The organism is Bradyrhizobium sp. JR4.1 (assembly GCF_040548605.1).
GTDB lineage: Bacteria > Pseudomonadota > Alphaproteobacteria > Rhizobiales > Xanthobacteraceae > Bradyrhizobium > Bradyrhizobium canariense.
In genome coordinates this window covers 102,177-114,499 of the sequence record NZ_JBEPRY010000003.1, presented here as the reverse complement: position 1 = coordinate 114,499, position 12,323 = coordinate 102,177, and the positions used below count along the sequence as shown (strand labels likewise).

General features: G+C 63.3%; 12 protein-coding genes. 7 read left to right on the top strand and 5 right to left on the bottom strand.

The window, feature by feature from the left end:
- Positions 1-582 (bottom strand): SRPBCC family protein, encoded by a 582-nt coding sequence (locus ABIB90_RS09010; protein ID WP_354160906.1) that lies wholly within the window; start codon positions 580-582, stop codon positions 1-3.
- Between the two features lie 1,158 nt (positions 583-1,740).
- On the opposite strand from ABIB90_RS09010, the gene ABIB90_RS09005 reads away from it, so the two are divergent.
- The gene (locus ABIB90_RS09005; protein ID WP_354160908.1) at positions 1,741-3,813 is read left to right on the top strand and encodes a DUF1217 domain-containing protein; all 2,073 of its coding nucleotides are present in this window, start codon (positions 1,741-1,743) and stop codon (positions 3,811-3,813) included.
- A 15-nt stretch (positions 3,814-3,828) separates the two neighbouring features.
- On the opposite strand, the gene ABIB90_RS09000 is transcribed toward ABIB90_RS09005, so the two are convergent.
- Together ABIB90_RS09000 and ABIB90_RS08995 are read right to left on the bottom strand one after the other, a co-directional pair.
- A complete protein-coding gene (locus ABIB90_RS09000; RefSeq protein WP_354160909.1) occupies positions 3,829-4,689 on the bottom strand; it encodes a PCC domain-containing protein in 861 nt (286 codons plus the stop codon).
- A gap of 9 nt (positions 4,690-4,698) precedes the next feature.
- The gene (locus tag ABIB90_RS08995) at positions 4,699-6,306 is read right to left on the bottom strand and encodes an acyl-CoA synthetase (protein WP_354160911.1); all 1,608 of its coding nucleotides are present in this window, start codon (positions 6,304-6,306) and stop codon (positions 4,699-4,701) included.
- Positions 6,307-6,485: 179 nt separating this feature from the next.
- On the opposite strand from ABIB90_RS08995, the gene ABIB90_RS08990 reads away from it, so the two are divergent.
- A complete protein-coding gene (locus ABIB90_RS08990) occupies positions 6,486-6,842 on the top strand; it encodes a hypothetical protein (protein WP_007590711.1) in 357 nt (118 codons plus the stop codon).
- 63 nt (positions 6,843-6,905) lie between these two features.
- Here ABIB90_RS08990 and ABIB90_RS08985 read toward each other — a convergent pair whose 3' ends face one another.
- Complete coding sequence (locus ABIB90_RS08985; RefSeq protein ID WP_354160913.1) at positions 6,906-7,121, bottom strand: tetratricopeptide repeat protein; 216 nt, start codon at positions 7,119-7,121, stop codon at positions 6,906-6,908.
- Between the two features lie 103 nt (positions 7,122-7,224).
- On the opposite strand from ABIB90_RS08985, the gene ABIB90_RS08980 reads away from it, so the two are divergent.
- Complete coding sequence (locus tag ABIB90_RS08980; RefSeq protein ID WP_354160915.1) at positions 7,225-7,500, top strand: GNAT family N-acetyltransferase; 276 nt, start codon at positions 7,225-7,227, stop codon at positions 7,498-7,500.
- Between the two features lie 53 nt (positions 7,501-7,553).
- Here ABIB90_RS08980 and ABIB90_RS08975 read toward each other — a convergent pair whose 3' ends face one another.
- The gene (locus ABIB90_RS08975) at positions 7,554-7,943 is read right to left on the bottom strand and encodes a DUF3597 domain-containing protein (RefSeq protein WP_007590704.1); all 390 of its coding nucleotides are present in this window, start codon (positions 7,941-7,943) and stop codon (positions 7,554-7,556) included.
- Between the two features lie 333 nt (positions 7,944-8,276).
- Between ABIB90_RS08975 and ABIB90_RS08970 the strand changes: the two genes are divergently transcribed.
- The 4 genes from ABIB90_RS08970 (at position 8,277) to trmFO (ending at position 12,317) form a co-directional block, all read left to right on the top strand.
- Positions 8,277-9,185, top strand: coding sequence for a DUF2189 domain-containing protein (locus ABIB90_RS08970; protein ID WP_219685498.1), 909 nt, complete (start codon positions 8,277-8,279; stop codon positions 9,183-9,185).
- A 130-nt stretch (positions 9,186-9,315) separates the two neighbouring features.
- Positions 9,316-10,140, top strand: coding sequence for a lytic murein transglycosylase (locus ABIB90_RS08965; protein WP_354128846.1), 825 nt, complete (start codon positions 9,316-9,318; stop codon positions 10,138-10,140).
- A gap of 471 nt (positions 10,141-10,611) precedes the next feature.
- The gene (locus ABIB90_RS08960; RefSeq protein WP_007590701.1) at positions 10,612-10,764 is read left to right on the top strand and encodes a DUF1127 domain-containing protein; all 153 of its coding nucleotides are present in this window, start codon (positions 10,612-10,614) and stop codon (positions 10,762-10,764) included.
- Positions 10,765-10,889: 125 nt separating this feature from the next.
- Positions 10,890-12,317: a methylenetetrahydrofolate--tRNA-(uracil(54)-C(5))-methyltransferase (FADH(2)-oxidizing) TrmFO gene (gene trmFO, locus ABIB90_RS08955; protein ID WP_354160919.1), complete on the top strand. Its 1,428-nt coding sequence runs from the start codon at positions 10,890-10,892 to the stop codon at positions 12,315-12,317.
- The last annotated feature ends 6 nt before the right edge of the window (positions 12,318-12,323 follow it).

Here is a 12,323-nt window from a genome sequence, read left to right as displayed (position 1 = left end):
TCAGCTTCCGCTCTCGATCTTCTTCTTCAACGACTCGAGGCCGGCCTTGTAGAGCCCGCTCACCGCAGTCTTAGCCGCCTCGTCGCTCAGCTCCGGCGGCGGATCGTTGTTGGGAAAGCCGCGGTAGAACGCGCCGGCCCATTCCAGGGTCGAGGCCTTGCCGTCGGCGCTCGGCGTGACGGTGAGCGTCGAGGAATAATTGGTGACCGGCAGCACCTTCACGTCCACATTGGTGATCCGGTAGGAATAGCTCATCGCGGCGGCGTCAAACTTGTAGAGCTCTTCGTCGACGGTCGCGCCTCCCGTCAGCGTCAGCTTCCGCGTCGCGCCGATCTCGTTGCCCTTCTCGCCCTCGGTCTTGGTAACAGGCGGCAGCCAGCTCATGTCCTGGAAATTGCCCATTGCGGTCCACACCTTGGCCGGGGCGGCGTTGATCTCGATGGATTCGCGGACCTTCTGCCGGGTCGGCCCGTGGGCCCAGGCCGATGTCGAAGCCGGGCCAAACGCCGCCGTCAAAGCTGCCGCGCCCGCAGCGGTCAGTACTACGCCCAAGACCGTGCGGCGTCCAATCGTCACCCTCATCTCGTTTCCTCATGCGTCTCATTGATCATGCGCGACTTGATGCGCGCTGGGATCATGGTAGCGCATTTTGCGGCCGAGGGGAGACCCGTTCGTGGCCACGTTGCGGCAGGCGTCCGCGCGCCCCACAACCCCTTGCTGCCCGGCGGGCAAAACACCCAATAAGCGGGTCAACCACGATCGGCAAAAATATTTCTCTTTATCCGTATTTCGGATTATCGTATAGAAAGCCATCCCAACCCGGCCGAGGGGCGGATCGCGATCGTCACGAACGCGGGATGGGACGTGGTGGACGTGGGCCACACCGGCGCGAAGGCTTCGCAGGGCGGGCAACCGTGAACGAAGGCGTCGCGCACACGACCGGTGTGATCCGCGTACGGCAAAATCGTGTGGTCCTGACGCCCGGGGTCTGTGCGTCAAGTCTTGTGGTGATGTGGGCGGCCCGACCGGGCATCCGCATCAGCCATCCGCAAGGCGACGGGGGCAATAGTGCATCGCTCCCCGGGGAGATCACGACATAAGCCGTAAAACCACTGCGCAGGGAAGGCCGTGTGTTGGGCTTCACCTGTATGCCGCTGTGCAGCCTCTTGTAGCGCAACCTTCGCACAGTGGACCGTGGGTGCCAGCCGGCACCCGGCCTTTCCTGCGCCCTCGGCATTTTTGGGGGCTAAGAATACCGCAAAGCTCGGGCCGCACAGGCCGCGAGAAGGCGAAGGTGCGCGGACTCTGTGGATTGAAATACGAAGATGGATTTTGGGCGCGTGCCCCGGACGCGGCGCAACGCCCCTTCGGCGGTGCGCCGCAGAGCCGGGGCCCACGCAGCGGCAAATGCACGGCTTCTGGGTCCCCGCTCTACGCCGCAACGCTTACGCGTTGCAGCTTGTCCGGGACACGAGCGTGGAACTTTATCTGGCGCGCTGGCGACCGCAACATGCCAAGCACGAAAGCCTCGCGAAAGCTGCATCTGGGAAACAGACAGAAACAAACGGCAACAAAACTCGTCATGCAGCATCGGACGCAAATTGTAACCTCAGCTTGTCAAACGGAATCGTCCTGGGAAGACGCAGCTCAGACAGTTTGCCGGCATGAGGCCAGCCCGACCTCACGACCCCGCAATGATTGACGGACGTCCGGGACCGCAAGAGCCGCGAGGAGTGCGCGATGGTATCAACCTATTTCAGCTACAGCTACATCACGCGCAATCTCAAACAGTCCCTGACGCGGGTCGAACAGCAGCAGGACGTGGCGCGAGAGGCCGCCTATTACAAAGCCCACATCGGCAAGGTGAAGTCCGTCGACGACTTCATGAAAGACTATCGCCTTTATCATTATGCAACGAAGGCGTATGGCCTGGAAGACATGGCCTACGCCAAGGCCTTCATGAAAAAGGTGCTGGAGAGCGATCTCTCCGACGCAAACAGCTTTGTCAACAAGCTGGTCGACAAGCGCTACCGCGAGTTCGCCGCGGCATTTTCCTTCAATGGCAGTGCAACGCCGGTTGCGCAATCGGAGAACCAGACCGACGAGATGATCGGTCTGTACACGGCGACCAGGAAGAGCCAGGTCGATGCACTTGCCGGCGACTCGAATTATTACAGTGCCGAAATCGGCAACATCAGCAGTTCAGACCAGCTCCTGAACAACGAGCGTCTTCGCAACTACGTCTATTCGGCGTACGGGATCGATCAAAGCAAGTGGTCGCGTGACACGATAAGCCAGGTCTTGCGCAGCGATCCATCCGATCCCAACAGCTACGTCAACACCACTTTCGCCTCTCAGTTGAGTGGCCTCAACGCCGACCTTGCTCAAGCCCGATCGGATGTCACCGCGGCCAATTCGAGGATCGCCGACTACACCGCCCAATTATCGCAACCGGGCGCGAATGTGACCCAGTTGAACGTCCAGATCCTGGTCGAAAAGCATCATTTGGAGTCATATGCGAGCAGCATTTCCAGCCTCAGCGACCAGATAGGATCGATCGGCGGGTTCGTCGACCTGGCTGGTGCGTTCGAGTTTTCCTCCGACGGGTCGCTTCCGTCAGGCGTGTCGGCGCAGACTGCCGCAAATGTCACGATCACGAAACAGAGGTTCGACGACAGCAAGTCCGCCGTCTATTCGGCGGCAAGCCCATTGAACGAAGCCTTTGCAATCAGGCAATTCAGAACCGCCATCCTCAAGATCAATTCAGTCCAGGCGTTCGTATCGACACCGGGCGTTTATGATTTTGCGCTGGGAGCCGTCGGCCTCGATCCCGCAAACGTGTCGCCGGCGACTGTCAAGGCCGTGCTCGAAAGCGACATCAACGACCCCAAAAGCTACGTCTATACCCTCAAGGACAATCGATATCTGGAGCTGGCCCGCGCCTTCAACTTCGACGCAAAGGGCAATCTGACCACCCCCTTGGTGGCTCAGGACTCGGCTGAAGTCCTCCAGATCGCGAAGGACTACGTCATTGGAGCGGTGAAGAGCGCCAGCACGGCAACGCCCCAGCAGCAGGCCGCAGTTCGGGCCCAGGCCACGAAGGATGCGTCGGAATATCAGCAGGCCATCGCCGGCATCGACAGTGTTTCCGATCTTCTCGCAAACAGGCCGATGGTCGATTTCATTCTCCTGGCCAAGGGTCTGGATCCCAGGAAGGTCAGCACCGAATTTCTCAAGAAGATCTTCAGCTCCAATCTGAACGATCCAAAGAGCTTCGCGAACACCGAGAGCGATCCTCGCTTTGCCGAAATCGCGGCGTCGTTCAATTTCGACAGTCAAGGCAACGTCGCGCGTCTTCCGATGATGGGTCCGCAGAAGCGGGATCAGTTTCGGGAAACACAAGCGAACTATGTCGAGCAAAGCCTGGAGCAGCAGCAAGGCGATGCGAATCCCGGCGTGCGCCTGGCGCTCTATTTCCAGCGAAAGGCGGGGGACATCACATCTGCGTACGACATCCTTGCCGACAAGGCTCTTTCGGAGGTGTTCAGGACCACCTTCGATCTGCCTGACTCGATGGCGGCGATGCCGATCGACCAGCAGGCCAAGTTCGTGGACAGATTCATGAAGATCAAGGACCTGTCCGATCCCGCGAAGGTTACAAAGCTGCTGAACCGTTTCTCCGCCATGTATGACATCAGAAACAGCCAGAGCACCGGTCAGGGTCAATCCCCCCTGCTCAACCTCTTTCAGGGATCCGGTTCGGGGATCAGTGACTCCACATACCTGGCCATTGCCAAGCTACGCACTCACTGACGATCGCCGCCGGGACTAGTCCAACACCTCGAGCACCAGCTCCATGGTCATGAGCACGGGATTGTCGCCACGGACCAGACGGCCCTCCGCCATGCCGCCGGTGTAGTCGATCAAGGCGACGTCGAGTGCGGCTTCGAGCGCGCCGGAGGAGCCGGCCGCAATCGTGCCGCCGGTGACCGCAAGCTCGGTCGCGAAGGGCTCGGTCACGCCGCCATGGCTGAAGCGGGCGCCGATGGTCGAGCCGACGCCGCCGTGGATCCTGGCGCGCGCGATGCCTTGCGCGCGGCAGAAGTCTTCGAGACAGAAGGCGAAATCCTGATTGGGGCGCAGCCGCAGCGCGAAAGCGCGGCTGGTCGTGCGTGCGCCGGTGCTCGCAGCCGGCACCGGCCCGAACAGCTTGAAGTTGGTCTCGGGATCGGGCTCGGCGGCAAACATCGCACCATCGATGCCGAAGGCCTCGACCTCGAACGGCTCGGCGACGTCAGTCTCGTCCGGCAGCATGTGGCCGCCACTGTCGCGGCCATCGGGCTCCGTCCACAGCCCATGGCAATGAAAGAACGGCGCGCCATCGCGCGTGCCCAGCGTCATGCTGCCGAGCCTGGTGCGCGTCACGCCGCCCGGCCGGAAAGTGTCGCTATAGAACGCGGCGTTCTCGCTGGTCTTCGACAGCGCCGGCATGACATAGGCGAACGGCCCGAGCGCGCCGCGCCCGAAGCTGAGCACGCCGCCGGCGAATCCCTCCGCGGCAAAACCGCGGCGCGCCGCCTCCAACAGCGGCAGACCTGCTCGAAGCGTGAAGGAGAAAGCGCGTCCCCTCGCCTCCACCCATTGGATGCGTTCGGCGACCGGCGCGCCGGGCTGCTTGATGCTGCGCATGACTTTCGCTCAGCCCGCCCGCGTCTTGTCGAGATCGAGCAGCCCGCGCGCCTCGAGCTCGTCGCGAACCATCCGTTTGGGAATCTTGCCGTAGCCGGATTTCGGCAAGGCCTCCCAGAAGAAGAACCGCTTCGGCATCTTGTAGCGCGGCACCTTGGGGCTGAGGAATGCCGCCATCTCCGCTTCGCTCACCGGCTTTGCGCCTTCGCGGGCGACGCAGACGGCAACGCCGACCTCGCCCCAGGTCGCATCGGGCACACCGAGCACCGCGACCTCGCCGACGCAAGGATGGGTCAGGATTTTCTCCTCGATCTCCCGTGGATAGATGTTGGAGCCGCCGGAGATGTACATGTCGGAGGCTCGTCCGGTGATGTAGACGAACCCCTCCTCGTCCATGTGACCGAGATCGCCAGTGCGGAACCAGCCGTTGCGGAACGCCTTCGCATTGGCATCGGGGTTGTCGTAGTAGCCGGCAAGCACGGCGGGGCCGATCACGCAGATCTCCCCGCTCTGGTTGGCGCCGAGTTCGCGGCCCTCGTCGTCCTGGATCGAGACCTGCATGCCGGTACGCTCGAAGCCACAGGTGCCGATCTTCGCGTGCGGCCCGTCCTCGGGATCATGCAGCGCCGCCGGCAGCACGGTGATGTTGCCGGTCACCTCGCCGAGACCGAAATACTGCACGATGACCTTGCCGAGCTTCCTCAGCGCAGCCTTCTGGTCCTCGCGATACATCGGCGCACCCGCATAGATCACCTGGCGCAGCGAAGAATGATCGTATTTGTCGGCGGCGGGATGCTCGACCATCATCTTCAGAATGGTCGGCACCACGAAGAGATTGCTTACCCGATGCGCCTCGATCAGGCGGAACGCCTCGTCGATGTCGAATTTCTCCGTCGGCAGCAGCACGGTGCACACGCCGCGCGCGGTCTGAACCAGCTGATGCACGCCGGCGCCATGCGACAGCGGCGCCACCACCAGCGAAGCATCCGCTTCGGTGACGCCGGGCGTGAGATCGGCGAGATGGTTGGTGACGACAAAACCCATCTGCCCGTGGGTGAGCACCGCAGCCTTGGAGCGGCCGGTGGTCCCCGACGTGAAGAAGAACCAGCAGGGATCGTCGTGCTCGACCGCGACGTTCTCGACCACGCTGCCAGCGCGCGACGCGACGGCATCCGCAACCGACGTCTCGGCAAATGGCGCCCGACCGTCGATGCTCCAGGTGAATTCCAGCGCGCCACCGCTCACGGCCGCGGCGTGTTCAGGAAAATCGACGTGGCACAGAAACGCCTTCGCGCCGGAGGCCTGCGCAAGATAAGTCACCTCGTCCGGCATCAGTCGGAAATTGGTGGGTACCCAGACCGCGCCGAGCCGGAACGCCGCGAACATCGAGAAGAACATCTCGTCGCCGTTCTTGGAATGGACGAGGACGCGGTCGCCCTTGGCGATGCCCTGCGCCGCGAGCGCCGCCGCCAGCGCCGAGACCTGCGCGTCGATCTCCCGCCAGGTCCAGGATCTGTCACCCCAGACGAAACCGGGACGCGCCCTATGCCGCCGCGCATTCTGGGTCAGCATGTGAGCGAGATTCATGACGCGGCGGGACATGCGCAGGGGCTGCATCGGGCTTCCTCTTCGGCGGCGGACGGCACGCAAGCCGCCCGCTCATTGCAGCCCATTTATCGCCATCGCCACGACCCCTGCAAGGCTGCCGGGCGCAGCGCAGCCCATCCCACCGTTCAGGAAATTTTAAACATGATCGGCGCAACCTCGCTCAGTTCTCGCGTACAGAGTGCCGCATCATGGTCAAAGCGCCCGCCCTCCTCCTGTTGTCGTTGGCGCTTGCCGGATGTGCCGTGGGCCCACAAGCGCACCTCGCCTCCGGTCCCGCCTTCACGCCTGCGCGCTATGCCTGGGACGGCGCTGGCGAAAATCCCAATCACCCGCGCGCTCCCTCAGGACCAGCACGCACGGCCCGATCCGAGCGCAACAGCTCGCAAGCCGGGCTTAAGCCCTACTCGAAGGAATGGTGGCAGGCGCAGGACGGCATCGAGGCGGAACAGGACGCCAGGGTCAACCGTTCCCTCGTCATCTGCCAGGGATGCCTGCGCCCGCAGGCGCAGTCCGAGGATTCCAGGCTCGCCAAGGCGACCGATTGAAACATCCGGACGATCAGGACCTGGTGGAAGTCCGGCCCCGTCGTCGCGAGAAGCGACCGGGAGCTACAACGCCCCGAGCTTCCGCAATGACTCCTGTGCGGTCGGCAGGCCCGGCTTCAATTCCAGCGCCTTCCTGAAATCGGCAATCGCGCCCTGTTTGTCGCCGAGCCGCGCGCGTCGGTCGGCGCAACACGGACCGCCTCGCCATAGTCGGCGCGGATCGAGCTTGATGGCTTGGTCGTTCGGCGATGGCACGATGAGGCTGAGCGGGACACGCATTTTCCGGATATCTCCCCTGCGGCAATCCCTCTTGGTCGCACCTTGGCAAGGGCCGGTTCAGGCGCCTAGATCAGAGGCAAGCAGCAGGTCGGAAGGATTTTGCATGGCGCCATCGGTACGGGACAACAAGGACAAAAGCCGCTTCGAGCTCGATGTCGGCAGCGAAATCGCCTTCGCCAATTACCGGCTGACGCCGTCGGCGGTGATCATCACCCACACCGAGACGCCGCGCGCGCTACGCGGCCGCGGCATCGGCTCCGAGCTGGTCAAGGGCGCGCTGGGATTGATCCGCCGCGACGGCAAGAAGGTGATCGCCGGTTGCGGATTCGTCGTCGACTATCTCGACAGGCATCCGGAAGATGCGGATCTCGTCGCCTGAATGCAAAAGGGCCCGCGCGATCGCGGGCCCTTGGGTTACGACCGGGCGACCGGTCAGTGCTTGATCTCCGGCGGCAGCTTGCCGCCATTGGCGGCGAGCTTGGACATCACCTGCTTGTGCAGCCAGACGTTCATGGTCGCGGAATCGTTGGTGTCGCCGCTGTAGCCAAGCTCCTTGGCGAGGTCCTTGCGCGCGGCGAGGCTCGAATCGATGTCGAGCGCCTTCATGAGGTCGACGATCGAGGTGCGCCATTCCAGCTTCTCGCCCTTGTGCGCGGCGGCCGCCGCGTCGACGATCGAGGCAACGTCCACCGTCGCCGCGGGCGCCGATCCGCCCGGCGCGGCCCCTGCGGGCGCGCTGCCCGACGGTGCGCTGCCTGCGGGCGCGGCGGAAGCTGGCTGGCTACCGAAGATCGCGCCCATAATTTTCCCGAAAATGCTCATGTCTGCTCCCCGAAAAGGACCCGCTGGAGGGCCTTGAGTGGCACTTATAGACCAAGTTGCGTCGTTGCGCCCGCAAAGTTCCGCGGACCAGCACGCAGCATCAGCTTATCTGCGGCGAAATGACGACCGAACGACATCATCGGGGTTGCGCTGCGGCATCGAATCTCACCCAAGCGTGAGGGACAGGACTCGCAAATGGGCGTAGGCTTGACGTTCAGTTCGCGATGCCATCCGGAATTCGCGTCTGGTTGGGGATCGTGAAACTCAGAATAGCGGCCGCTTGCGCCGTTTGCTGGCGCCAGATGCGGCTGCATGGCAAGGGAGCTAGCGACCATGGCCACACTCTACCAGGGCAATGTCCCCACCTTGGCCCAGACCGCAGAAGCGGCTGGACCGGTGATCCGAACCATCCAACTCTCCGATCTGCACGATGCGCTCAAGCGCGGCTGGGACGATTTCAAGGCGGTGCCGAGCCACGCCATCATCCTCTGCGTGATCTATCCTGTGCTGGGCCTCGTGCTTGCCCGCGTGGTGATGGGCTATTCAGTGCTGCCGTTGTTATTTCCGCTGGCCGCTGGCTTCGCGCTGATCGGCCCGTTCGCTGCTCTCGGTCTCTACGAGCTCTCCAGCCGGCGCGAGCGCCATGAGGAGGCCAGCGCCTGGGATGCCATGGAGGTGCTGCGTTCGCCCTCCTTCGGCGCGATGCTCGGTCTCGGCGCGCTGCTGCTGGCCCTGTTCGTGACCTGGGTTGCGACCGCGCAGGCGATCTACGTTGCCGCTTTCGGCTATGAAGGCGCATCCGGGATCTCGGATTTTCTGACGCGCGTGCTCACGAGCCGGCAAGGCTGGTGGCTGATCGTGGTCGGCTGCGGCACCGGCTTCCTGTTCGCCCTTGCCGCGCTCTGCATCAGCGCCGTGTCGTTCCCGCTGATGCTCGACCGCCATGCCGGCGCGTTCGAGGCAATGGTGACGTCGCTGCGCGTTGTCGCGAAGAACCCGGTGCCGATGGCGGCCTGGGGCCTGATCGTGGCCGTCCTGCTGGCGCTGGGCACGATTCCCGCCTTCCTCGGCCTTGCCGTGGTGGTCCCCGTGCTCGGCCATGCCACCTGGCATCTCTATCGCAAGGTAATCGCAGCCGATCCGGGCGCGCGTCCGGTGCCGCCTCCGCCGCATCGTCCACGCAAGCCGGCCGCCGACTTCCCCGCCAACCTATTCCCCTGGCGCAATCGGACCGACGGCTGACGATATCGTGACATGCGATCCTGCTCCGGCGCGGGCAGGATCGCGCACAGTCATACGCCTTGCTTTGGCCGCGGTTTCCATCGAGATTGCACCCGCCGTTCAGATCACTTCACGGAATTTATTTGCTCGAATGACCCCGACGATTTCTCGTCTCGCCCTCGCAGCCTTAGCCCTCACCGCGTCCATCCTATCCGCCCAGCCAGCGCTCGCCGCTGTTGCCTGCGGTTCGGGCAATTTCGACGCGTGGCTTGCAGACTTCAAAACGGACGCCGCGGCCAAAGGCGTCTCGCAACAGGCCATTTCCGCCGGGCTCGCCGGTGTGACGCTCGATCAGAACGTGCTCAACCGCGATCGCTCGCAGAAGGTCTTCAGCCAGACCTTCGAGGAGTTTTCCGGCCGCATGGTGCCGCCGCGCCTGACGCGCGGCTCCAACATGATGAAGCAATACGGCTCGGTGTTGTCGCGGATCGAGCAGACTTACGGCGTGCCTGGCGAGGTGCTGGTTGCGATCTGGGGTCTCGAGACCGATTTCGGCGTCAATACCGGCAAGTTCGCGACCATCCGCTCGCTGGCGACGCTGGCTTATGACTGCCGCCGCGCCGAGCAGTTTCGCGCCGAGCTGTTGGATGCGCTCCGCATCGTCCAGCGCGGTGACCTCGCACCGGCCGACATGAAAGGCGCCTGGGCCGGCGAGCTCGGACAGACCCAGTTCATGCCGTCGTCATGGATGAAATACGCTGTCGATTTCGACGGCAATGGCAAGCGCGATCTCCTGCACAACGCCCCCGACGTGCTCGCCTCCACCGCGAACTATCTCGCCGGTTATGGCTGGCAAAAGGGTAAGGATTGGCAGCCGGGCAGTCCGAATTTCGCGGTGCTACAGCAGTGGAACAAGAGCGAGGTCTACTCGAAGACTGTCGCTTATTTCGCCACCCAGCTCGCGCGCGCCCCTTAGAAGCCCCACGGTTCGGCGTGTGTGCACTGCACCAGCGCTCGCGTGATGTCGATCCGCCAGGTTCCAATCGCACTGCTGGCCAAGGCTGGCAAAAGTGCACTTGCGCGCCAGTTAATGAATCTAAGTTCACTATTGATACCCGATCATCATGCGATTCGCGCATGCGAGACTTGGGTATAGAAGCTATTCGATCAACTTGCGGACGAGCGCGAAGCAACCTATTTGGCCCTGAGTGGAACCGCCTCATCTGCAGTAAACCGTGAATTCACGGGCATTTTCAGCACTCTTTTTCCCGTTCCGCCTACCCTTTGGGCGGGAGTGCTCCTGGGTTAATCGACCGTTACCAATGCCATGCACCCAGCGCTTAGCTGCATCGCAACATCGGAACTTTCGCACTGCACCACTCTCACTTATATTCATTTCAACGATGAGGCTCGGGCAAGAGCTGAATCGAACTACAGGAGACTACCAATGCTGCTCTCGCTCATCCGCATGATCCAGGCTTTCCGGGACTATCAGCGCAATGTTGCCGAGCTGTCCCAGCTTAGCGATCGCGAACTGGCCGATATCGGCCTCGATCGCTCGGACATCCCGCGCGTTGCCGCCGGTCAGTATCAGGGCTGATATCGTTCAGCCCTAACCGGACGAACCGATAGCGCCCGCCTTGTGCGGGCGTTGTCGCATCCGGAGGCAGAAAACTCGATCTCGGCGATTCCACTGACCGCCGAAAAGCGCTACCTGTCCGCCCCATGACAGGACCCCAATCAAATACCGTGCACGTCATCGGCGCAGGCCTTGCCGGCTCCGAAGCCGCCTGGCAGGTGGCCAAATCCGGCGTGCCCGTGGTGCTGCACGAGATGCGGCCGACCCGCATGACCGAGGCACATCGCACCGACGGGCTTGCCGAGCTCGTCTGCTCCAATTCGTTCCGCTCGGACGATGCCGCCAACAACGCCGTCGGCCTGCTGCATGCCGAGATGCGCCGCCTCGATTCGCTGATCATGCGCGCAGCCGACGCCAACCAGGTGCCCGCCGGCGGCGCGCTGGCGGTGGACCGCGACGGCTTCTCAGCGGCCGTCACCAAGGCGCTGAACGATCATCCCCTGATCGAGATCGCCCGCGGCGAGGTCGCAGGCCTGCCGCCGGCCGATTGGAGCAACGTCATCGTTGCGACCGGCCCCCTCACTTCGGCGCCGCTGGCGGATGCGATCCGCGAGTTGACCGACGAGAACGCCCTCGCCTTCTTCGACGCGATCGCGCCGATCGTGCACCGCGAATCCATCGACATGTCGGTGGCCTGGTTCCAGTCGCGCTACGACAAGGTCGGTCCCGGCGGCACCGGCGCCGACTACATCAACTGCCCGATGACCAAGGAACAGTATGACGGCTTCGTCGCAGCGCTGGTCGCCGGCGAGAAGACTGAGTTCAAGGAATGGGAGACCAACACTCCCTATTTCGATGGCTGCCTGCCGATCGAGGTCATGGCGGAACGCGGCCCCGAGACCCTGCGCCACGGGCCGATGAAGCCGGTCGGCCTCACCAATCCGCACGATCCCAGCACCAAGGCCTACGCGATCGTGCAGCTGCGCCAGGACAACAAGCTCGGCACGCTCTACAACATCGTCGGCTTCCAGACGAAGCTGAAATATGGCGAACAGCAACGTATCTTCCGCACCATTCCGGGGCTGGAGAAGGCCGAATTTGCCCGCCTCGGCGGCCTGCATCGCAACACCTTTCTCAACTCGCCAAAGCTGCTCGACGGCCAGTTGCGCCTGCGCGCGCAGCCGCGGCTGCGCTTTGCCGGCCAGATGACGGGCTGCGAGGGCTATGTGGAATCCGCCAGCGTCGGACTGATTGCCGGCCTCTATGCGGCAGCGGAGGTGCGCGGCGAGACGCTTGCGGGTCCGCCTGCTACGACGGCACTCGGATCCCTGCTCGGCCACATCACCGGCGGCCATATCGAGACCGTCGAGCCCGGCACGCGCTCGTTCCAGCCGATGAACATCAATTTCGGCCTATTCCCACCGCTCGCCAGTGTACCGACGAGGAAGCCGGACGGAAGCCGACTGCGCGGCAACGAGAAGACGGTGGCCAAAAAGCAGGCGATGAGCGCGCTGGCGCTCGCCGATCTCGATCGCTGGATCGCCGATCACCTGCGCATTGCCGCCGCGGCGTGAGTTTTC